Below are 22,367 nucleotides of genomic sequence, written 5' to 3' on the forward strand. Positions count from 1 at the left end.
GACCACTCATGACCCCTCAGCAATTCATCGCCAAATGGGGCCCCGGCGGCCCCGCTTATGACCTCAATGAACGCCAGGGCGCGCAGCCCCACTTCATGGACCTGTGTCAGTTACTGGGCGTGCCCACGCCGGGCAGTTCCGGCGACTACCTCTTTGAGCAGGACACCCTGGTGCTGGGCGAGGCGCGCGGCTATGCCGATGTGTTCATGCGCAACCACTTCGCCTGGGAAAACAAGGCCCCGGGCCGCAATCTGGACACCGCGCTCAAGCAACTCCTGACCTACAGCCTGGCGCTCTCCAACCCGCCGCTGCTGGTGGTGTGTGACCGGCTCACCACCCGCATCCACACCCAGTTCAACGGCCACCCGTCGGAAGTGCATACCGTGCTCTTGCACGAGCTGGACCAGCCCGACAAGCAGGCTCTTCTGCGCCGCCTGTGGACCGACCCCGAGAGTTTCCGCCCCAAAAAGACCAGCCGCGACATCACGGAAGCCGCTGCCAAAAGTTTTTCCACCCTGGCCGATGGTCTGCGCAACCGCGGCCCCGCCAAAGACCTTGACCCGCAAGGCTGGCAAGCGCATGCCGACGAGGTGGCCCACTTCCTCACGCAATGCCTGTTCTGCTTTTTTGCCGAAGACGTGAGCCTGCTGCCCGGGCGCATGTTTGAAGGGCTGGTGAACAACAAAAACCTCACCAGCGACAAGCTTACGCTGGGCCTGACCAATCTGTTCACGGTCATGCGCAAGGGCGGCCTGTATGGCAACGACGACATTCCCTGGTTCAATGGCGGCCTGTTCAAGAAGGTGAAAGTACCCGCGCTCACCATCATGGAAGTGACCGAGCTTCGCAACGCCGCCGCGTTGAACTGGTCCGCCATCGACGTGTCCATTTTCGGCACGCTGTTCGAGCGGGGGCTGGACCCCAGCAAGCGCAGCCAGCTGGGCGCGCACTACACCGACCCGGCCACCATCCTGCGCATTGTGGAGCCGGTGCTAAGTCGGCCATTGCTACAAAAATGGGAGCTTATAGCCCAAGAGATACGGGGGCTGATGGCCAAAAGTATCAAAAGAAACGACAAACACCACAAGGCCGCACAAGCCAGGTTCGTGCTGTGGCTGGAGCAGCTTAAGGACTACCGCGTGCTCGACCCGGCCTGTGGCAGCGGCAACTTTTTGTTTCTGGGTCTCAAGGCCTTGAAGGACATTGAGCACAAGAGCCATCTGGACGCCGCCGCCCTGGGGTTGGACCGGCAGGCCGATCTGGTGACCGGGCCGCACAACGTGCTGGGCATTGAGTTGAACGAGTACGCGGCTGAGCTGGCGCGGGTGACGGTGTGGATTGGCGAGTTGCAGTGGCGCATTGAGCATGGCTACGATTTCAAGACCAACCCTGTGCTGGAGCCGCTGGACCATATTGAGTGCCGGGATGCTTTGCTGACGTTTGTGGCTGCGGGGGGTACAGGCTCTGCGGAGCGGGCGGGGCAGACGCCGGGGGCTCATGAACCTTCGGTTCCGAAATCGCCCCCAACATCTGCCCCGCCCACTCCGCAGAGCCTGATGGGGCGGGGGGACGCTGGCGCTGCCCCCGCTGGGGCTCTGGCTGCGCCACTTGCCTTGGAAGCAGACTGGCCTCGGGCCAGCGTGGTGATTGGGAATCCCCCGTTTTTGGGTGACAAGAAGATGCGGTCTGAGTTGGGGGATAACTACACCACCACCTTGCGCAAGGTGTACGAGGGTCGTGTGCCCGGTGGTGCGGACCTGGTGTGCTACTGGTTTGAGAAGGCACGCAAGGCGATTGAAACCAGCGGGCTGGGCGCGGCAGGGCTGGTTGCGACGAACTCGATTCGCGGTGGCAAGAATCGCAAGGTGCTCGAAGCGATTTGCGACACCACGCGGATTTATGAAGCGTGGAGTGATGAAGGCTGGGTAAACGAAGGGGCGGCGGTTCGAGTGTCGCTGATTGCTTTTGGACATGCCTCGCAAGACGCGATGCTGGATGGGCACGATGTCACGGCGATACATGCGGACCTGACGGCTGGTGCTGAAACCGGGACGTCGCTGGATTTGACAGCAGCAAGCCCCTTGCGAACCAACAAAGCAGCGTGCTTTATCGGTGGCATGAAGAAGGGCAGTTTTGACGTGACCGGAGAAGTAGCCCGTCAGTGGCTACGTTTGCCAAACCCGAATGGCAAGAGCAACGCGGAGGTAGTCAAGCCGTGGTTCAACGGCCTTGATGTGACGCGGCGACCGCTCGATCAGTGGATTGTTGATTACGGGCTTGATCTCCCTCAAAACGAAGCCGCGCTCTACGAAGCGCCGTTTTCCCACCTAGACCGCGCGGTTCGTCCGCAACGCGAAGTCGTGCGAAACGAATTGGAAAAGCGCCGTTGGTGGCTTCATGCAAGACCGGCGCCAGATCTGCGCGGTGCCATAGCAAAGCTGCCGCGTTCGCTCGCCACGGCTCGCGTTGCCAAATACCGTCTGTTCGTTTGGCTTCAACCCGGCATCATCCTCGACGGGCAATTGGTTGTCACCGCCCGTTCCGACGACACCACCTTTGGCATCCTGCACAGCCGCTTCCACGAACTCTGGTCGCTGCGCATGTGCACTTGGCTTGGCGTAGGTAACGACCCGCGTTACACCCCCACCACCTGCTTCGAAACCTTCCCCTTCCCCGCCGGCCTCACCCCTGCCGACACGGCCCACCAGCGTACCGAAACGCTGGAAGGCGGCGCCGTCATTCCCGCCGGACTTTCAGAGTCAAATAAGCCTCTAGACCTCGTATCTATTGCCAAAGTAGCTACTAAAAACATAGCGACGACAACCGCGCCCAGCCAAGCACTCCAGGCCGGGTTGGCACAGGGGGTGGGGGCGATTTCAAAAAGCGAAGCGTATGAGCCCCCGCCCCCTGTGCCAGCCCGGCCGGGCGAGCCCAACGCACAGTCAGGCGAGCCCACCCCCCAGCCAAACCAGTGCACCACAACGCCAGGCGTGAGAGAAAACGCCAGCCATATCGCCCAAGCCGCCAAGCGCCTGAACGACCTGCGCGAAGCCTGGCTCAACCCGCCCGAGTGGACCGACCGTGTGCCCGAGGTCACCCCACTGGGCATGGACAAAAGCCCGTACCCCGACCGCATCCTGCCCAAACCCGGCCACGAAAAAGACCTGGCCGAGCGCACGCTGACCAAGCTCTACAACTTGTCGCCCGCCTGGCTGGACGCGGCCCACAAGGCGCTGGACGCCGCAGTGGCCCAGGCCTACGGCTGGAGCGACTATCGCGCGGACATGCCCGATGAAGAAATCCTCAAGCGCCTGCTGGCGTTGAATTTGGAACGGGCGGGTTGATGTGCACCGTGCTGTTTCGCATTGCGCTAGTATTTGCAGCAACTGAGGTCAATACACCATGAAACCATCCCAATCCCTGGAACTCAAACGCATTGCCGTTCGCGAGGCGGCTGCGCGTTATCAAACGGTAAATCCCCGGGTGTTCGGATCGGTCATTTATGGACGAGACACAGAGGGTAGCGATATTGATTTGCTGGTCGACCCACTGCCAGGGACCACACTGTTTGACTTGGGTGGCTTGCAGGTTGAGTTGGAAGAACTGCTGGGTGTCCCCGTCGACTTGTTGACGCCTGGTGATCTGCCCGCCAAATTTCGGGCTCAAGTTCTGGCGGAGGCGAGGCCGATATGAGCGCGAGCAATCGTATTCCTGATTACCTGGACCACATGCTGGAAGCCGCAAAGCAAGCGTGCGATTATGTCGAGGGGCTGACCAAAGAGGATTTTCTGGGCGACAAGAAAACTCAGCAGGCCGTTGTCCTTAACCTCATTTTGATTGGTGAGGAGGCCGCCAAATTGTTGAAAGAATACGAAACGTTTGCGAATGAACATCCGCGGTTGCCATTGCGCAATATGAAGGGTATGCGCAATCGGATTGCCCATGGGTATTTTGAAATTAACCTCGATACCGTTTGGGAAACCGTTAAGACGGCGTTACCTCAATTGATTCAGCAACTGCCTGATATACGCAATAGCTTGCGCTAGGCAGAGGCAGAGGCAGAGGCAGAGGCAGAGGCAGTGTCGTCTTCATCGCTGTAGATTTTTCCCTTAGGCCTACGGCTGGAGCGACTGTCGCGCGGACATGCCCGATGAAGAAGTCCTCAAGCGGCTCAATTCAAGCTGTCCCGCCAGTCGCACCGCACGCGCTGCGTCGCATCCGCCTTCAGGCGCCAGCCCACATACAGGTGCGGTGCCAGCATGCCCGCGAGACACAGGGGATAGGCCCACGGCGCGTCCAGCGCGAAGGCGGGCAGCCAGCCCACGCGCCCGAGCACCCAGAGAATGAGCATGGTGTCCCACAACTGATATTCCAGCGGATGTTCCGGTCGGTGTTCCACATGCCACTTCTTGATGCGCTGAAGTTTGGCCAGCGGGAGATGATGGGGCATGTGGTGAATCATGGCAACCTCCGGTACGAAAGAGCCAATGTAAGTTACGCGTAAGTCTCTGTCAACACCCTTTGTCGTCAAAACAGCTGATCGATTTTTGCTATTGAATTGGTAGCTGACAAGGCATGTTCTACGGGGGGTAGAGTCCTATTTTGCTCATAATTTTCGGCGTCGGTCGCTTTTAACAACGTGCCCACTCGCACGCCCAGCAAGCGCAAGCGTTTGTCCAGCGGCACACGTTTGAGGCACTGCCCGGCCGTTTGGCGGATGGTTTGCGCGTCTGCCGTGAAGGTGTCCAGGGTCTGGTCGCGGGTGACGCTTTTGAAGTCGTCATAGCGCAGCTTGATACCGATGGTCTTGCCGACATAACCTTTGCGCTGCAGGTCATTGGCCACACTGGTGCACAGGCGCGTGAAGATGGCACCCAGCTCGGCCTTGTCGCGCACGGCGTGCAGGTCGCGCTCAAAGGTGGTTTCGCGGCTCATGGACACGGGTTCGCTCTCGGTGACCACCGGGCGCGTATCGTGGCCGCGGGCGGCATCATGCATCCAGGCGCCGGTTTTCCTGCCGAACTGCGCCACCAGCCAGGGCAGGTCTTTCTGGGCCAGTTCACCGATGGTGCTGATGCCCAAGCCCTTGAGCTTTTCATCGGCCTTGGGGCCGATGCCGTTGATCTTGCGGCAGGCCAGTGGCCAGATCTTGTCCTGCACATCTTCTTCCAGAACGATGGAGATGCCATTGGGCTTGTTGAACTCGCTGGCCATTTTGGCCAGCAGCTTGTTGGGCGCGACGCCGACCGAGCAGGTCAGGCCGGTCTTCTCGAAAATGGTTTTCTGGATCAGTCGCGCCAGCACGCGCCCGCCTTCGCGCTGGCCGCCGGGGACCTCCGTGAAGTCGATGTAGACCTCGTCCACGCCACGGTCTTCCATGAGCGGTGCAATCTCAAGAATGATGGCCTTGAACGCATGGGAGTACTTGCGGTATTCCTGAAAATCCACCGGCAACAAGATGGCCTGCGGACACAGCTTGGCGGCCTTCATCAGGCCCAGGGCCGAGCCCACGCCGAACTGGCGTGCCGCGTAGGTGGCGGTGGTGATGACACCGCGGCCGGTGTAGCCCTTGAGTCGGGGAAATTCATCCAGCGGGATATCGGCCAGGGTATGGCCCGCATAGGTCTGGCGCAGTGTTTCATCTTCGGCACGTCGTCCACCGCCAATCACCACCGGCAAGCCCTTGAGCTGCGGGTAGCGCAGCAGTTCGACGGACGCATAGAAGGCATCCATGTCGAGGTGGGCAATGCGGCGGATCACACCGCTTGGTGTCGTGCTCACGACATCAACATCCCGGTGGCCATCAGCACCGGTGTCAGGATGGCGAGCAGCACGTTGCGCCCCATGGCGGGTAACAGCTGTTGTATGTCCAGCGCATGGGTGCGCACATCCCGCATGGTGGGCAGTGCCAGGGCCAGTGTCAGCAGGCCCAGCAAGGCACCAGCCGGGAGCAAGCCCGCCAACACGGCGACCGTGAGGCTGACAAAAGCCAGCGCCGCGAATGCCGTGTAGTACCGTGCTGCAACGGCTGGTCCCGAGGTCACCAGAATATGGCGGCGGCCCACACGGGCGTCGGCCTGTGCATCGGGGAACTGGTTGAGCAGCAACAAGTTGTTGACCAGAAAAAAGGGCACGAGGGAGGCGACCAAGGCGGTGCCCGAGTAGCTCCCGGTCAAGGCAACATGGGTGCCCACCACCATCAGGGGGCCAAAACCCAGGCCCGGCGCAATCAGGCACAGCAGCGTATGGCGGGTGATCCACGGCGTGTAGGCCAGCACCAGCGCGATGCCCACCAAACCCAGCGGCAACAAGGCAAGGCCTTGCCACACCACAAAATACAGGCCCACGCCGATGCTGATCGCCAGGCTGCCCACCGCCATGGCGAGCGTGGGCCCCGCCAGATCCGGGTGCGCCGGCAGCACACCGCTGCCGCCGCTGAAGGGGGTCGGCTTTGTCATGGCGTCCAGGCCACTGCGAAAATCCAGGTATTCATTGAACGCATTGACACTGACGTGGGCGGCCAATGCGCCCAGCATCACCAGCGCAGCCATGAGCAGGTCCAGATGGTCGTGGGTCCAATGCACGCTGGCGAGGCCCAGCGACACGCAGGCAGGGGTGAGCACCAGAAAAGGGAGTCGGGCCGGGCTCAGCCAAAGAACAAAATTGCGCATGCCATGAGGATAACGCGAACGCTTGCTGCCTCAAGTCAAGGCGATGGCCGTGCGCAGGCGTTAAGCTGTGCACCAGTGAACTATTTTCCGACGGGAGTCTGCATGGACAAGCATTTTTTGACGCCACTTTTTTCACCCGACTCCATTGCTGTTTTTGCGGGCACGGCGGACGACTCCAGTTCGCAGACTGCGCAAGCACAGGTCCTGCACCGCATGCTGCGGGCACAGCGCTATGCCGGAACCCTGGTGTTTCTGGATATCCATGCCAGTGGCACGCTGGCTGATCTGGCCAACACCCATGCCGATCTGGCGGTGATTGCCATGCCACCGGCCGAGGTGGCATCCGCCCTGGAGATTGCCGGTCGCATCAAGTGCCGCGCCGCCCTGGTGATTTCCAGCGGCATCGATGCCGCGCAGGCGGCTGAGCTGCACAAAATTGCCCGGCGCGATGGCATCCATCTGCTGGGGCCGAATTGCCTGGGTTTTCAGCGCCCGCACCTCAACCTCAATGCCAGTGTGGCCGGTGACCTGTGCGCGCAGGGGCCGCTGGCGCTGGTGTCGCAATCGGGTGCGCTGACCGCCTCCATTCTGGACTGGGCCCAAAAGAATGCGGTAGGGTTTTCGACCGTGGTGTCCCTGGGCCCCAACACGGCGGTGGACATGGCCCAGGTGCTGGATTTTCTGGCGGCCGATGCGCATACCCACAGCATCGTGGTCTACCTGGAAGGCATCAACAACGCACGCCGCTTCATGAGCGCGTTGCGGGCGGCGGCCAATGTCAAACCCGTGGTCGTGCTCAAGGCCGGTCGCCGGTCGGCTGGCAACCAGGCGGCGCTCACGCATTCGGGCACCATTGTGGGCAGCGACGATGTGTTTGATGCGGCCTTGCGCCGCGCAGGCGCGGTGCGGGTGCGCTCATTCGTGGAGCTTTTTTCGGCCTCCAAATGCCTGGCCTCGCGTTACCGGCCGGTGGGGCGGCGTCTGGCGATTGTGACCAATGGCGGGGGCCCCGGTGTGCTGGCAGCCGATTGGGTGAGCGAGATCAATCTGCAGTTGGGTTGCCTGACGCCTGAGCAGGCACGCCTGCTCAAACTTGACTTGCCACCCCTGGCATCCTTGTCCGACTTGATTGATGTTTCGCAAGATGCCGGGCCGGCGCATTTCATGGCCGCCATTGCGGCTGCTGGCAAAGCTCCCCAGATCGACGGGGTGCTGGCCATCTATTCACCCAGGATTGGCATTGACGGTGCCGGCATTGCCACTGCACTGGCCGACATCAACAAACGCCTGGGCAAGCCCTTGCTGACCTGCTGGATGGGCGACGCCAGCGTGGGTGAATCAAGGCGCATCCTCAATGATGCGCTTATCCCCACCTTTCGCACGCCTGAAGCAGCCGTCGGTGCGTTCAGCAACATCGCCTCGTTCTACCAGAACCAGCAGTTGCTGCAACAGACGCCCCCGCCCTTGTCCGACCTGGCCAAGCCCGATGTGGAGGGTGCGCGGATGTTGATTGAAAGCGTGCTGGCTGAGCGCCGCAAGGTGCTCACCGAAATGGAGTCCAAGGCCCTGCTGGCTGCGTTTCATATTCCAGTGACCAAGACCATCCTGGCGCGCAGCGTCACCGAAGCCATCATGATTTCCACGCAGCTGGGGTTCCCGGTGGCGCTCAAGATCGACTCACCCGACATCAGCCACAAATCCGATGTGCAGGGTGTGGCGCTCAATGTGCTCAACGCCGTGGGCGTGCGCGACACGTACAACGACATGATGCAGGCCGTGGCCAGGCTGCAGCCCGGTGCGCGCATCAATGGCGTCACGGTGCAGAACATGTCGGCGCAGAAACGTGGCCGCGAGATCTACATCGGTTTGGTGACCGATGACCCGTTTGGTCCGGTGATTGCCTTTGGCGCCGGCGGCACCATGATCGAGCTGATCAACGACCGTGCCATGGAGCTGCCGCCGCTGAACCAGTTTCTGGCGCGCCGCCTGATCGAGCGTTCCCGTGTGGCCGAAACACTGGGCGAATGGCGCGGCGCTGCCGCCGTCAATATGGAGGCATTGGAGCAGGTGCTGCTGCGCGTGTCGGAAATGGTGTGCGAGCTGCCGCAACTGCGCGAGATGGACATCAACCCGATCATTGTGGACGAGTCGGGCGCGCTGGCGGTGGATGCTCGCATCGTGATCGACAACGCCCCGCCGTCGGCACGCAACTACAACCACCTGGCGATCCTGCCTTACCCGTCTCAGCATGAACAGCTGTGGCCTTTGCATGGCGGTGGTGAATGCACCGTGCGCCCGATTCACCCGGACGATGCCACCATGCTGCAGGAGTTCGTGCGCCAGCTGTCGCCGGAGAGCCGCTACTTCCGTTTCGTCTCCAGCATGCAGGAGTTGCCTCCCACCATGTTGTCGCGCTTCACGCTGATCGACTACGACCGTGAAATGGCGCTGGTAGCCGTCACCCGCGAGAAGCAGGTGGACGCCAACGGCGAAACGACGGAAGTGGCCTGCATCGTGGGTGTGTCGCGTTACATCACCAACCCGGATCGCACCACCTGCGAGTTTTCGCTGGTGGTGGCCGATGATTTCAAGGGCAAGGGTCTGGGATCGCGGCTGATGCTCTCCATCATGGACTTCGCCCGCGAGAAAGGCCTGACTGAAATCGAAGGCTTGGTGCTGGCCAACAATCCCACCATGCTGAAACTGATGAAAGGCCTGGGCTTCACCGCCAAGCCCTTTGCCGAAGATGCTGACTTCAAACTGGTCACGCACCAGCTCTAGGGCTCGGCGGCAGCGGTGCCTCAGGTCGGATAAGTGCCTGGCAGCAGGATGCCCTTGTCCACCGTATTGATGTGGGTGTGGCCACAGAAGGCCATGGTCAGGTCCAGTTCCTTGTGGATGATCTCCAGCGCCTTGGTCACACCGGCTTCGCCCATGGCGCCCAGCCCGTAGAGAAAGGCGCGGCCAATGTAAGTGCCCTGTGCGCCCAGTGCGCGGGCCTTGAGCACATCCTGCCCCGAGCGGATGCCACCGTCCATGTGCACCTCGATGTCTTGGCCTACGGCAGCCACGATTTGCGGCAGTGCGCGGATGCTGCTTTCAGCACCGTCGAGCTGACGTCCGCCGTGGTTGGAGACGATCAGCGCGTCAGCGCCGGAGTTCACGGCCAGGCGAGCATCCTCGACGTCCTGAATACCTTTGATGATGAGCTTGCCGCCCCAGCGCTTCTTGATCCATTCCACGTCGCCCCAGTTAAGCGCCGGGTCAAACTGCTTGGCGGTCCATTCGCTCAGGCTGCCCATGTTTTCCACGCCCTTGACGTGACCGACGATGTTGCCAAAGCCGTGCCGTTTGGTGCCCAGCATCCCCAGGCCCCAGCGCGGTTTGGTCATCATGTTCAGGATGTTGGCGATGGTGAGCTTGGGCGGTGCGGAGAGGCCGTTTTTCAGGTCCTTGTGGCGCTGCCCGATGATCTGCAAATCCAGTGTCAGCACCAGAGCCGAGCATTGGGCTGCCTTGGCGCGGTCGATCAGGCGTTCGATATAGTCCCGGTCTTTCATCACGTAGAGCTGAAACCAGAAGGGGTGACCGCCGGTTTGGGCCGCCACGTCTTCAATCGAGCAGATGCTCATGGTGGAAAGGGTGAACGGCACACCGAATTTCTTGGCTGCCCGTGCCGCCAGGATTTCGCCATCGGCATGCTGCATGCCGGTCAGGCCGGTGGGTGCAATGGCCACCGGCATGGCAACGTCCTGCCCGATCATGGTGCTGCGCGTGCTGCGGTTCTCCATGTTCACCGCCACGCGCTGGCGCAGCTTGATGCTCTGGAAATCGGCCGAATTGGCGCGGTAGGTGCTCTCGGTCCATGAGCCGGAGTCGGCGTAGTCGTAGAACATGCGGGGCACGCGTTTTTGCGCCAGAACGCGCAGATCTTCGATATTGGTGATCACAGACATTTGTCTCTCCAATGGATTTGTTTGGCTGCATGGTAAAGGCTGATGAGCCTGCCTGGTTTGATATCCGCGAAAGTCGATTGAAAAAATTTGCACCGTGCACCCCTAGAATCAGGGCATGACTCCACTTGCCCGATGGCTCAAAGCGCTTTTCCTGGTTCTCTGCATGCTGGGCGCACCTGGCGCGATGGCCCAGGCTGCGGTGGGTGCGGAGGCCACGCTGCCAAAGCCCGGCTCTGACGCTGCGCCCATTTCCCACGATGCCCAGCGTGCTTACCAGAGCTCGCGCGACAAGCTGGTGCAAATCCGCACCCTGCTGCGCAACACCAACACCCAGTCGAGTGTCGGGTCGGGCTTTTTCGTGTCTGCAGATGGCCTCATCATGACCAATTTCCACGTGGCCAGCCAGCTGGCGCTGGAGCCCGAGCGCTACCGGGGCGTGTACGTGCCGGTCGATGGCAAACAGGCGGAGGTCGAGTTGCTGGCGTTTGACGTGGCCCATGATCTGGCCCTGCTGCGCGTGAAGGACGCCGGCCCGCAGCGACCCGCTCTGAGTTTTCGCAGCAAGGACCAGGCCCTGGAGCGGGGCGAGCGTCTCTATTCGCTGGGCAATCCGCTGGATATCGGTTTTGCCGTGACCGAGGGCACTTACAACGGGCTGGTGCAGCGCAGTTTTTATCCGCGCATCTTTTTCGGTGGCGCCATCAATCCCGGCATGAGCGGTGGCCCGGTGATTGATGAGGCTGGGCTGGTGATTGGCATCAACGTGTCCAAGCGGCTTGATGGCGAGTTGCTGAGTTTTCTGGTGCCCGCCGAGTTTGCCCAGGCCTTGCTGGCACGCGCGGCAACCCTGAACCCTATCACCCGCAAGGCGCAGGCCGAGGTGACGCGCCAACTGCTGGAGCACCAGGACCAGGTGACCAAGCGCTTCACCGCCACGGCGTTCAAGGCGCAGAAGCATGGTGGCTACAGCGTGCCAGTGCCGGATGACGCCCTGGCGCGCTGCTGGGGCAGGGCGCGCGATGCAGATTTCAAGGCCTTTGACCTGGTGCGCACGAATTGCCAACTGGACAGCCAGGTTTTTGCCGGTGAAACCACGACCGGCTTCATCCGCCTGTTTTTTGAGGCCTACGACGCACCCAGGTTCAGCGCCCTGCGTTTTGCCCGGATGTACTCCGACAGCATGGCCAACGAGCGATTTGCAATGCGTGGCACGAGCCGCATGACCGCCGCCGAGTGTTCTGAGCGCTTCATTGATCGCGACGGCATGGCCATGCGGGCCGTGGTTTGCATGAGTGCCTACCGCAAGCTGCGCGGGCTCTACAACGTCTCGGTGCTGGTGACCTCGGTCAACCGGCCCACCCAGGGTGTGCAGGGGCGGATGGACGCCCACGGCATGAGCTTTGACAATGGCTTGGCCCTGGTGGCCTACTATTTGAACGGGTTCAAGTGGGAGGGCGCACGATGAGCTTTGGCGATACCGTGATGATGGAGGATGATGAGCCCGTATCACAGCCAGCACGCCCTGCCGGTTTACAGGGTCTGCTGGAGGTGTTTGATCGCAACGGCGCCACGGTGGCGCGATTGCCGGTGACCCACTGGCCCATGACGGTCGGCCGCGCGCTTGATGCCGACCTGGTGCTGGACGATGTTCACGTGGCCGCGCAACATCTGCGCATTGAGGCTGGCGCGTCCGGGCAGGTGGTGGTGCAAGTGCTCGACACCCTCAATGGCGTGCGTTGCGGCAAAACCCTGCATCAGCGCGCAACGCGGTTTGACTGGCCTGCGGGCGAGGATCTTGTCCTGGGCCGCTTGCGCCTGCGGCTGCGTCTGCCGGGAATGCCGGTGGCGCCAGAGCAAAGGTTGCCGCAGTTGCCCTGGCGAACCGGTGCGTCGACGGTGGTGCTGGTGCTTGCCACAGTGGCGCTGGTGCTGGTGCAGACCTGGTTCAAGGCCAGCGAATCTGCCAGGTTCGCCCAGGCGGCGGTTTCGGTGGTGGGCGCGATGCTGGGGGCCTTGCTGCTGTGGGCCGGTTTGTGGGCTCTGGTGACCAAGCTGTTTGCGGGCCATCCCCACTTTTGGCGGCACGTGCGCATTGTGTGCGCGGCGCTGCTGGCTGACACCTTGCTGTCGGGCACCGGGTACCTGATGGCGTTTGCCTTCTCGTGGGAGAGTCTGGCGCGCTTCAATTTTCTCCTGAGCGCACCGGTCACGGCGGCCGCCCTCAGTCTGCACTTGCTGGTGATGGCGCCGCAGCGTCGCAAGACCGTGGTCTCCATCGTGGTCGGTATCACTTTGCTGGGCACCTTCGCCATCATGGGCAGCAGCTGGTTGCAGAACAAGCGTCTGAGCAATCAGCTGTTCATGGCCGCCATTTTTCCACCCAACTGGCGGCTTGCGGCCACGGTGCCGGTGGATACCCTGATTCGGGACGCGGCCACCATCAGGCAGCGGCTGGATGAGCGCCTGAAGGATGGCGCGGAAGACGAAAACAGCGAAGAGGAAGAGGACTAGTCCCCGAAGCACACGCCCAGGTCGCGCCCGGTTTGCAGCGTATCGCTGTCAGGCGGCACGGCTTTCATGCGGCCGGCCACTTCTTCAAGGCTGACATAGTTCACGTTCGGGAAAGCCAGCGCCACCATGATGCCGGACAAGCCTTCCTCCAGTGCGCGCACGGCGGCCGTGCCAAAGCGCAAAGCCGCGAGCCGGTCGAATGATGTGGGGCTGCCGCCGCGCAGCAAATGGCCCAGCACCACCACACGCGCATCCTTGCCGGTGCGCTCTCCCAATTCTTTGGCGATATGTTCGCCAATGCCGCCCAGACGCTCTGCATGCCCTATCTCCGCGGGCGCCAGCACCTCGCGGTGACCGTGTCTGGGTTGTGCCCCTTCGGCCACCACCACCAGCGTGTACATGCGCCCCTCGGCATCGCGCTCGTGAATCTTGGTGATGACCTTGTCCAGATCGTAGGCAATCTCGGGGATGAGAATGGCATGTGCGCCGCCCGCGATGCCTGCGTGCAGCGCAATCCAGCCGGCATAACGCCCCATCACCTCCACCACCATCACGCGCTGATGACTCTCGGCAGTGCTGTGCAGGCGGTCCAGGCACTCGGTGGCAAACGACACGGCGGTGTCAAAACCAAAGGTGGTGAAGGTTTTGTCCAGGTCGTTGTCGATGGTTTTGGGCACGCCCACCACGCGCAGGCCCTTGCGGTGCAGTTCGTTGGCGATGGTCAGTGAGCCATCGCCCCCCACTGACACGAGTGCGTCGATGCCCTCGCGTTCAAAGTAGGCCAGGATTTCATGGGAGCGGTCAGTTTCCACGACTGTGCCATCCGCCATCTTCACGGGAAAGTGAAGCGGGTCGCCCTTGTTGGTGGTTCCCAGAATGGTGCCGCCAAGGTGCGCGATACCGCGTACCTGGTCACGCGTGAGATGCACCACGCCGCCCTTGGGATAGCGCTCGGGTTGCAGGATGCCGTTGAAGCCGTCCCGTATGCCAACGCATTCCCAGCCACGGTTGGCAGCGGCTGAGACGGTTGCCCGGATCACGGCGTTGAGTCCCGGCGCGTCGCCGCCGCCAGTGCAGATGGCAATACGTCGAATGGGGCGTCGAGTCGGGTTGCTCATGCGGATCTCCTGGGCGCGGCGAAACGCCTAGGATAAGGGCAAAAGCCGCTGACCGATCAGGCTTGGGTCAAGCGGTGAGGGTGATCTTGCCCGCGCGTCCCGGTATTGCACTCGCCGCCGCTGCCTGGGCTGCTTGCGCCAGATCAAAGGAGGCTTCCACGGGCAGACGCAGCGCGCCGGATGCAGCCAGCTTGACCAGTTCGCCGATCATGCGACCCAGTTCTGCCGGGGGAGTGGTTTCCGTGCGTTTGCTACCCCAGAAGCCTCTGATGGTGGCCTGCTTGAAGATCAGGTTGTCCGCGCCAATGACCAGCGGTTTGCCCGACATGGCCCCGAAGGACACCAGTGTGGCACCGACGGCCACCACGTTCATGATCTGGTTGGCGGCCTCGCCACCAATGGAGTCCACGGCACGAACAATCGGTGCGCCGCCGGTGATGTCTTTCACGCGCGCTTCCCAGCCGGCTTGCTCGGTCGAGACACCGTGTGCGATGCCCAGTGCTTCAAGCTCCTTCACACCCGCATCGCGTCGCACCAGATTCACGACATTGACACCACGGGCTTGCGCCAGCATGGCCAGCGTCTTGCCCACTGCGCCATTGGCGGTGTTTTGCACCATCCAGTCACCAGCTTTCAGATTCAGGTCTTCAAGCAGCATGGTGGCGGACAGCGGCATCGCGATCAGCTGACAGGCCAGCGTATCGGGCACGGCATCGGGCATCGGAATCAGTTTCGCGGCGGGTGCCAGAAAATACTCCGCCCAGGTGGCCGATGCCCCCGCCATCATGACGCGCTGGCCCTTGCTCAAGTGCGACACACCTTCTCCGAGCGCATCCACCACGCCGACAGCTTCGGTGCCGGGCACGGCGGGCAGAGGCGGCTTGTAGCCATAGACGCCCCGGATGATGGCCAGGTCATGGTTGTGTATGGGCGACATGGTCATGCGCACGCGCACCTGCCCGGCAGCCGGTTCGGGCATCGGCCGCTCGGCCAGAGTCAGAACGGCGCTTGGGTCGCCAAAAGATTCAAAAACAACGCTGCGCATGGAGAATTCCTTGAAAAAAAGGGGGGGGGACGTGTGGCGAAGCTTCTCTATCCCCACATTGCTGCTGGCACGCTAGGAGTGATGAGGATGGAGTCGCCCTTATTTGACTTGTGTGGCCTGCCTGAAGTCGCTGTCGCCGAACAGCTTGCCCAGCAGCTTTTTGTAAAGACTCGTGTATTCATTGATGGCGGTTGGGATGGCGTCCGCCCCGATGAACGCCGAGGGCCACTCGGCTTTTTCTTCGAGTTCCTTGTTGTACACGGGCTTGCCATCACGGGTCACTGAAAAACTGGCAGCCAGGGTGCCTCTACCAGTGCCGACAGACGCATCCAGAGCGCTTTTTGTGAGTAAGCCGTTGACGACGATCGTGGAATTCGCATCGTATTTGTTGCTTGCCTGCAGCTCCTGAATGAGTGCATCTTTCAAAAACAAGGCGAAGGAATTGTTGTGTGGCGATACAACCGTGGTCGCCCTGGCAGTCACCGATTGGTCCATGCTGACGGGCTTGTCCGGTGCAATGGAGAACTTGCCGACATTGACCGGTGCCATGCTGGAGGTTCTCAATGCCTCCAGGTTTTTCATTGTGGGCTGATAACTCAGAGCCATCTGGCCACAAGCTGTCAGCGCCAGGCTGCCTACCAGCATGGCCAGCAATAGAACGGTGCGAATCATGGGAATCTTTCTGTTCAATTAAAGGAGGGGTCGGATGCGAGGTTGTTCAAACCATTGCTGATGATTTGACGAAGCATTGTTTCCACGGCTTCTTGAATCGAGGCCGACTTTGGTGCGTTGACAGGCGCACCAGCGGAGCCTAGCGAAGTATGTATTGCATGACGAACCGTTTTGGAAATTTTTGGCGCAGCGCCGCCGGGAAGATAGTCGATCGTGCAGATGTAGCCGTCTGTGACGGTGCTGCCGGCCAGCCCAAAGGTGAGGCCGGTCACAAAGCCTTTCGCTGCGGCGTCGTCGGTGAGCAACACGTTATTCACGACGATATTAAGGACGGAACCGCTGGCGACAGGTGCGGATCCGACCTGTGAGAACAGTGCGCTGCGCTGGACAAGCTCTGTTGCCTTGATTTTTAGTTGCTCCGTTGCGCGTGCATTGGTTGCGCCTTTGGTCTGGAACTCAAACAAAAACTGGACCGGCTTGGGCGACTGAACCTTGATGACCTTTTCCGGTGGCACGTCCTTGAGTGCTGTGTCTACATAGTGCGTGGCACAGCCGGTGATGAGCAATGTCGTCAGTGCGGCCAGGGCGACACGCAGCAAGGTGCTGTGATGGAAAAAATGTGATTTTGTCGACTTCAGCATGCCAAGGCTCCATTGGGTTAAATGGCCGGTATGGTAAGCCATCGTTGATGCTGGCGAGTCGGTGAGGCAGGCGTACCGTCGAGCCAATCCGCCCGCGAGCCTCCAGGAGGCTGTCACATTGTTGCTAGACGCTGACGGGCTTGCCCAGTTCTTCCCAGCGTTCCAGCGCGGCCATCAGTTCGTCATCAATCTGCGTGCTGCGATTGGCCAGCTGCATGGCGCGTGCACTGTCGCTGCCGTAAAGGCTGCCATCCGCAAGTGCTTCGTTGATGCCTTGCTGCTCGGCTTCGAGTGCGGCGATGGTGGCGGGCAGGCCATCGAGTTCGCGCTGCTCCTTGAAGCTGAGTTTGCGGGTTTTGACCGCAGGGGCCGTTGCTGCGGCAGCCGGTGCGGGCGCAGGTGGTGTGGCTTGCTCTGCTTTTGCTAGCTGATCACGCCCGAAATTAAAGGGCTTGGACCCTTTTTGGCCCTTGCCTTCAGCAATGTCGTTGGCGCGCTTGCTCTGCGTCAGCCAGTCGCTCACGCCGCCTTCGTACTCGCGCCATTTGGCATCACCTTCATAAGCGATGGTGCTGGTGACGACGTTGTCCAGGAAGGTGCGGTCGTGGCTCACCAGGAACACCGTGCCGTCATAGCTTTGCAGCAGGTCTTCCAGCAGCTCCAGGGTGTCAATGTCCAGATCGTTGGTGGGTTCGTCCAGCACCAGCACATTGGCAGGGCGGGCAAACAAACGTGCCAGCAGCAGGCGGTTACGTTCGCCACCGCTCAAAGACCGCACGGGCGAATTGGCCCGGGCCGGCGAGAACAAAAAGTCGCCCAGATAGCTCTTGACGTGCTTTTTCTGGTTGCCAATTTCGATCCACTCGCTGCCGGGGCTGATGAAGTCTTCCAGCGTGGCGTCCAGGTCCAGCGCGTTGCGCATCTGGTCAAAGTAGGCCACCGTCACGTTGGCGCCCAGCCGCACCGTGCCCCAGGGGCTGTGGCCGGGTTCGGGTGCGGGCGAGTTGGCGGGTGCGGGGTCGGCCTTGTGCTCACCCAGGATGAGCTTGAGCAAGGTGGTCTTGCCAGCACCGTTGGGACCCAACAGGCCAATCTTGTCGCCGCGCAGAATCGTGGCGGAGAAGTCGCGCACGATGGTCCGATCGCCAAAGGTCTTGGTGACATGGGTCATCTCCGACACCAGCTTGCCGCTCTTGTCGCCACTGCTGACATCCATGTTGACGCTGCCCACCACGTCGCGCCGTGCCTGGTGTTTGGCACGCAACTCACCCAAGCGCACGATGCGGGCCTGGGCACGGGTGCGCCGGGCTTCAACGCCCTTGCGAATCCAGATCTCTTCTTGTGCCAGCAGTTTGTCGGCCCGCGCATTGATGACGGCTTCCTGCGCCAGTTGCTCTTCTTTTTGCAGCAGGTAGGCGGCAAAGTTGCCGGGATACGAGAGCAATTGCCCCCGGTCCAGCTCCACGATGCGGGTGGCCACGTTGTCCAGAAAGGAGCGGTCGTGGGTGATGGTGATGATGCTGCCCTTGAATTCGACCAGCAGGCCTTCGAGCCATTCGATGGAGTCCAGGTCCAGGTGGTTGGTGGGCTCGTCCAGCAGCAGTACATCGGGTTGTGCGACCAGTGCCTGGGCCAGGGCGACACGCTTTTTGGTGCCGCCGGACAAGGTGCTGACGATCGCATCAGGGTCCAGATGCAGGCGGTGCAGGGTCTCGTTCACCCGCTGTTCCCAGTTCCAGCCGTCCAGTGCTTCAATCTCGCTCTGCATGGCATCCAGATCGCCATGGCCTTGGCAGTATTCTTCAATCAGGCCAATAACCCTTGCCAAACCTGCACTGACAGCTACAAAAATTGTAGCTTCTGCGTCGAGCGCGGGTTCTTGCGCGACGTAGGCGATACGGATGTTGTTCTGGACCTGCACGGAGCCGTCATCGGGCTTCTCCATACCGCCCAAAATTTTGAGCATGGAGGATTTGCCAGTGCCGTTGCGTCCGATCAAGCCGACGCGTTCGGCAGTTTCAAGGGAAAAACCAGCGTGGTCGAGCAGGGCAACGTGCCCATAAGCCAGCTGGGCGTCAAGTAAGGTGATAAGTGCCATGTGGGCAGGATTATCCCTTGTCCAGCCGATGGCTGCTGCCCTTGACCGAGTCAAGCCAGCCTCGGGGTGACAGCCCCACTTTTTGCGAAAACACCCGCGACAGGGCCGACGCGTTGGCATAACCCAATTCATCGGCCACATATTTGACCGAGCGGCCGTTGCGCAACTGTGCCTGGGCGATCGTTATGCGCCAGTTTGAAAGGTAGTCAGCGGGCGTTTCGCCCACCACGGCCTTGAATCTGGTCGCAAATGCGCTGCGCGACATGCCCGCCTGCGCCGCCATGCCTTCCAGCGTCCAGCGTTCTCCTGGTCCCTCGTGCATGGCTGTGAGCGCGCGGGCCAGTGCCGGATCGGCCAGCCCCGTCAGCAGGCCGGTCGCGATGCCGCTCTCAGCAGGGTGATCCAGCAGCCAGCGCAACAACTGCAGCAGCACCACCTCGAACAAACGGTCTGCCAGCAAACGATGCCCGCAGCGAGCCCGGTCGGTTTCAGCGAACAGCAAGGCCAGAGATTGCTCCAGACCCTCCACCTGGCGCAGTGGCAAGAGCACCAGCGCGGGCAGTGCGCGCGCCAGCGGATGGCTGCTGCCGCCATCAAAGTCCAGTGCGGCACAGGTGAAGTCGGAGCCTTCCGAGGGTGCGTTGTGAAATTCGTGTGCCATGGGGCGCGGATAAAACAGCAGCGTTGGCTCGCGTACTTCTATCCGGCGCAACAGCCCGGCACCCTTGCGGTGTGTGAGGACCATCTCGCCGCGGCGAAGCACATGCAAAAAACCGCGTCCCGGCGCGGCCGCGTAGGTCGTCACGCCGCACAAAGGCCCCGAGTGAAACAAGTGGGCTCGAACCCGAAACCGTGCCAGCAGGGCGGAGATCCGATCAATCGGTGCAGACGACGCATTGATCATGTGATTTTGTACGAATAGATACGAAAAATATACGAAATGATACTAATGGTACATGCCTTCCTCGCAAACTTGCCGTGTGCACTTTTGCACGGCTTCTCGTAACGCCATTGAAAGAAACCAACATGTCACGTGTTCAACTCATCAACCCCGCCCAAACCACGCGCGAACGCCAGGTGCTGCTGGACCAGATCCAGGCCGCCTTTGGCGCCACACCGAATATGTTCAAGGCGGCTGCCAACTCGCCCGCTGCCCTGCAGAGCATGGCCGGGTCTTTCCGGGCCTTGGGTGCCGGCATTCTGGACGCCAAGCTGAGCGAGCAAATTGCGGTGGCGATCGCGCAACGCAACCGCTGCGAATACTGTTTGGCGGCCCATACCGCATTGGGCAAGGGCGCAGGTGTTTCCGCAGAGGAACTGGCTGACGCTCAGTCCGGGCAGTCCAAAGACCCCCGGACTGCGGCGGCCTTGACCTTCGCGCTCAAGGTGGTGAGTCAAAGAGCGCAACTGAGCGATGCCGATGTGCAGGCACTGCGCGCTGTGGGTTTTGATGATGAGCATGTCGTTGAAATCCTGGCCCATGTGGCCTTGAACTTGTTCACCAACTACATCAATGTGGCGTTTGATGTGCCGGTGGACTTTCCCCCGGTGAAACTCAAGCCGGTGGACTGACCTGCATCAGCTTGGGTATTCGTGCCAGAATGTTGAAACGAATTCAACGACAACCGAGCGGGAGGCTGCAATGCAAAGCGTCAAGGTCCATGGCAATGAACCTAATGCCGAGGTGCTTAGTGCCATCATCAAAGCGGGTGAGCGTTTTTCCATCATTGCCTCCCAGGACATTGTTGACATTCGGGATATCAAACTCTGGGCCAAGGGCCAGCCAGTAACGTCTTCCTTGCAGCACCGCCTGCTGAACCGCAAACTCAAGCACCCCCTTGAAGCCTGCCTTGCCGTGGAAGATGGCGTCACACTCTTTAGCTTGCAGGAAGATCTGCAAGGCTTCCTGGACGGCGATTCACCTTTGGGCATGGCCTTGCGCCCCTGGGCTCCCATGCTCATGAAAAACCTCAAGCAGCTGCCATTGCATTCGGTGGCGCAGTTGCTGCTGACAACCGCATTGGCCACGCGCCCCGACAGCCTGCCGCATGCGGTAGCCGCAATGGCCTTGGCTGGCGCCGCCGCCGACGGGCCTACCTATGCGGTGGACGTGCGCCTGGCCATGCTGGGCGGGCTGTTGCACGATATTGGTGAGGTTTACATTCACCCCCAGTATGTGGATCTGGAAGGGCCGATGGACCTGGTGACCCACAAGCACCTGATCGTGCACCCCCGGATGGCGCAGATGTTGCTGAGCACCACCACGGATTACCCGGAGGAGTTGTGCCTTGCCATCGGAGAACACCACGAGCGTGTCAACGGGTCGGGTTACCCTGCGCGCCTGTATCAGCACAACAGTTCGGCACTGGGCCGCCTGCTCTCCGTGGTGGAAACTACTCTGGGCATTGTGCGTTCACCGTACGCGCCGATCACGCGTGCGAGTTTTGCATTGCGTGTGGTCCCCGGCGAGTTTGATCCCAACTGGACCAGTTTCGTCTGCAATCTCACACGCAACGTTGATGAGACCTTGCTGCCCGACCGTAGCTCTGATCTCCCTCTGGAAGGTTCGCTGCTGGATCACATTGACCAGCGTATCGAGCAGACGGATGTGTTGAAGGCAACGTTGAAGGCACAGGGGCGGGATGGCCCCATTCTGGACATTGTCGACACCGCATGGTTTCGACTGACGCGACTGCGTGTGGCCTGGAATGCCTTGGGCTTCTGGGGTGCGGACGCTGCCGAGCTCAATCCGCTGGAGGAGTTCGAGCTGGAACTGGCCCACAGAGAACTGCAGCAGCGCCTGACCCAGCTTCAGCGAGAATGCCTGCTCTTGGCGGAGCGCTTGGGCGAGCTTGAAAAAACCTGGATCGAGCCGCTGTGGCGGGGGGTGCTGCTGGAGCCTGCGCGCTAGGATGGCCATACGACCAGGGCAGCCCAGGCCCCATTTTCATGGGGGCGTCTGTGCCCCCCGGTGTGATCAGACTTCCGTGATGAACTGCTCGCGTGGGCGGCGCACCTTGGTCAGGTTCACCAGCCAGTCCTTGTCGGACTCGCGGTAACCCAGTGGCAGGATGGCGACGCTGCGCAGGCCGCGCGCACGCAGGTCCAGGATTTCGTCCAGCGCTTTGGCGTCGAAACCTTCCATGGGCGTGCAATCCACCTCTTCAAAGGCGGCGGCCACCATTGCAGCGGTCATGCCGATATAGGCCTGACGCGCGGCGTGCTGGTGATTCACCTCGGCGCCGCGCTGCGGGTACATGCCCAGCAGCATGTTGCGGTAGTTTTCCCAGCCTTCGTTCTTCATGCCGCGCACAGTGTTGGTCAGATCGAACATCATGTTGATGCGTTCGACCGTGTAGTCGTCCCAGGCCGCGAACACCAGCAGGTGCGAACCGTCGGTGATCTGTCCCTGGTTCCAGGCAATCGGCTTGATGCGTGCGCGCACTTCGGTGTTGGTGACCACAAAGATCTCGTAGGGCTGCAAGCCGCTGGAGGTGGGTGCCAGTCGTGCGGCTTCAAGAATCCGCTCAACTTTGGCTTGGGGTACGGCCTTGGTTGGGTCCATCTTCTTGGCGGCGTAACGCCACTGCAGGCGCTCGATCAGCGCGTCCGATTGCATTTCCTGGGCGGTGGCCGGTGCCGTTTTCGACGTCGG

19 protein-coding genes are annotated in these 22,367 nt (G+C 61.2%); 8 read left to right on the forward strand and 11 right to left on the reverse strand.

Annotated elements, in window-relative coordinates:
- Positions 1 to 8: 8 nt before the first annotated feature.
- Genes IV109_RS06470 through IV109_RS06480 form a run of 3 tightly spaced genes read left to right on the forward strand, consistent with a single transcriptional unit; the run spans position 9 to position 4,046 of the window.
- Positions 9 to 3,344 carry a DNA methyltransferase gene (locus tag IV109_RS06470; RefSeq protein WP_296693939.1) on the forward strand — a complete coding sequence of 1,112 codons (3,336 nt, stop codon included), beginning with the start codon at positions 9 to 11 and terminating at the stop codon, positions 3,342 to 3,344.
- Positions 3,345 to 3,402: 58 nt separating this feature from the next.
- Positions 3,403 to 3,693, forward strand: a complete 291-nt coding sequence (locus tag IV109_RS06475; protein ID WP_296693942.1) for a nucleotidyltransferase family protein — start codon at positions 3,403 to 3,405, stop codon at positions 3,691 to 3,693.
- Positions 3,690 to 4,046 carry a DUF86 domain-containing protein gene (locus tag IV109_RS06480; RefSeq protein WP_296693944.1) on the forward strand — a complete coding sequence of 119 codons (357 nt, stop codon included), beginning with the start codon at positions 3,690 to 3,692 and terminating at the stop codon, positions 4,044 to 4,046. Before IV109_RS06475 ends, IV109_RS06480 begins: the two co-directional genes overlap by 4 nt.
- 125 nt (positions 4,047 to 4,171) lie before the next feature.
- Here IV109_RS06480 and IV109_RS06485 read toward each other — a convergent pair whose 3' ends face one another.
- The 3 genes from IV109_RS06485 to IV109_RS06495 form a co-directional block, all read right to left on the reverse strand.
- Complete coding sequence (locus IV109_RS06485; RefSeq protein ID WP_296693946.1) at positions 4,172 to 4,450, reverse strand: hypothetical protein; 279 nt, start codon at positions 4,448 to 4,450, stop codon at positions 4,172 to 4,174.
- Positions 4,451 to 4,527: 77 nt separating this feature from the next.
- Entirely contained in the window at positions 4,528 to 5,733 is a 1,206-nt protein-coding gene (gene dinB / locus IV109_RS06490; RefSeq protein WP_296694301.1) for a DNA polymerase IV, read from the reverse strand.
- A 44-nt stretch (positions 5,734 to 5,777) separates the two neighbouring features.
- Entirely contained in the window at positions 5,778 to 6,671 is an 894-nt protein-coding gene (locus tag IV109_RS06495; protein ID WP_296693949.1) for a prenyltransferase, read from the reverse strand.
- Positions 6,672 to 6,773: 102 nt separating this feature from the next.
- Between IV109_RS06495 and IV109_RS06500 the strand changes: the two genes are divergently transcribed.
- Complete coding sequence (locus IV109_RS06500) at positions 6,774 to 9,452, forward strand: bifunctional acetate--CoA ligase family protein/GNAT family N-acetyltransferase (RefSeq protein WP_296693952.1); 2,679 nt, start codon at positions 6,774 to 6,776, stop codon at positions 9,450 to 9,452.
- A gap of 20 nt (positions 9,453 to 9,472) precedes the next feature.
- Here IV109_RS06500 and IV109_RS06505 read toward each other — a convergent pair whose 3' ends face one another.
- The gene (locus tag IV109_RS06505; protein WP_296693955.1) at positions 9,473 to 10,627 is read right to left on the reverse strand and encodes an alpha-hydroxy acid oxidase; all 1,155 of its coding nucleotides are present in this window, start codon (positions 10,625 to 10,627) and stop codon (positions 9,473 to 9,475) included.
- 115 nt (positions 10,628 to 10,742) lie between these two features.
- Here IV109_RS06505 and IV109_RS06510 point away from each other — a divergent pair, with 115 nt between their 5' ends.
- Together IV109_RS06510 and IV109_RS06515 are read left to right on the forward strand one after the other, a co-directional pair.
- A complete protein-coding gene (locus tag IV109_RS06510; protein ID WP_296693957.1) occupies positions 10,743 to 12,092 on the forward strand; it encodes a serine protease in 1,350 nt (449 codons plus the stop codon).
- The gene (locus IV109_RS06515; protein ID WP_296693961.1) at positions 12,089 to 13,138 is read left to right on the forward strand and encodes an FHA domain-containing protein; all 1,050 of its coding nucleotides are present in this window, start codon (positions 12,089 to 12,091) and stop codon (positions 13,136 to 13,138) included. Before IV109_RS06510 ends, IV109_RS06515 begins: the two co-directional genes overlap by 4 nt.
- On the opposite strand, the gene IV109_RS06520 is transcribed toward IV109_RS06515, so the two are convergent.
- From IV109_RS06520 to IV109_RS06545, 6 genes are all read right to left on the reverse strand, one after another.
- Entirely contained in the window at positions 13,135 to 14,256 is a 1,122-nt protein-coding gene (locus IV109_RS06520; RefSeq protein WP_296693963.1) for an ATP-dependent 6-phosphofructokinase, read from the reverse strand. The genes IV109_RS06515 and IV109_RS06520 overlap by 4 nt on opposite strands.
- Positions 14,257 to 14,323: 67 nt before the next feature.
- Positions 14,324 to 15,301: a zinc-binding dehydrogenase gene (locus IV109_RS06525; protein ID WP_296693967.1), complete on the reverse strand. Its 978-nt coding sequence runs from the start codon at positions 15,299 to 15,301 to the stop codon at positions 14,324 to 14,326.
- A gap of 99 nt (positions 15,302 to 15,400) precedes the next feature.
- Positions 15,401 to 15,973 carry a hypothetical protein gene (locus IV109_RS06530; protein ID WP_296693969.1) on the reverse strand — a complete coding sequence of 191 codons (573 nt, stop codon included), beginning with the start codon at positions 15,971 to 15,973 and terminating at the stop codon, positions 15,401 to 15,403.
- A 14-nt stretch (positions 15,974 to 15,987) separates the two neighbouring features.
- Positions 15,988 to 16,656: a hypothetical protein gene (locus tag IV109_RS06535; protein ID WP_296693971.1), complete on the reverse strand. Its 669-nt coding sequence runs from the start codon at positions 16,654 to 16,656 to the stop codon at positions 15,988 to 15,990.
- A gap of 82 nt (positions 16,657 to 16,738) precedes the next feature.
- Entirely contained in the window at positions 16,739 to 18,712 is a 1,974-nt protein-coding gene (locus IV109_RS06540; protein ID WP_296693974.1) for an ATP-binding cassette domain-containing protein, read from the reverse strand.
- A 10-nt stretch (positions 18,713 to 18,722) separates the two neighbouring features.
- Complete coding sequence (locus IV109_RS06545; protein WP_296693977.1) at positions 18,723 to 19,616, reverse strand: AraC family transcriptional regulator; 894 nt, start codon at positions 19,614 to 19,616, stop codon at positions 18,723 to 18,725.
- A gap of 122 nt (positions 19,617 to 19,738) precedes the next feature.
- On the opposite strand from IV109_RS06545, the gene IV109_RS06550 reads away from it, so the two are divergent.
- Both IV109_RS06550 and IV109_RS06555 read left to right on the forward strand, forming a co-directional pair.
- Positions 19,739 to 20,284 (forward strand): carboxymuconolactone decarboxylase family protein, encoded by a 546-nt coding sequence (locus tag IV109_RS06550; protein WP_296693981.1) that lies wholly within the window; start codon positions 19,739 to 19,741, stop codon positions 20,282 to 20,284.
- Positions 20,285 to 20,354: 70 nt separating this feature from the next.
- Positions 20,355 to 21,623 (forward strand): HD domain-containing phosphohydrolase, encoded by a 1,269-nt coding sequence (locus tag IV109_RS06555; RefSeq protein ID WP_296693985.1) that lies wholly within the window; start codon positions 20,355 to 20,357, stop codon positions 21,621 to 21,623.
- A gap of 66 nt (positions 21,624 to 21,689) precedes the next feature.
- On the opposite strand, the gene IV109_RS06560 is transcribed toward IV109_RS06555, so the two are convergent.
- The gene (locus IV109_RS06560) at positions 21,690 to 22,331 is read right to left on the reverse strand and encodes an NAD(P)H-dependent oxidoreductase (RefSeq protein ID WP_296694304.1); all 642 of its coding nucleotides are present in this window, start codon (positions 22,329 to 22,331) and stop codon (positions 21,690 to 21,692) included.
- Between the last annotated feature and the right edge of the window lie 36 nt (positions 22,332 to 22,367).

This window comes from Rhodoferax sp. (assembly GCF_018780565.1).
In the GTDB taxonomy this organism is placed as follows: Bacteria; Pseudomonadota; Gammaproteobacteria; order Burkholderiales; family Burkholderiaceae_C; genus Rhodoferax.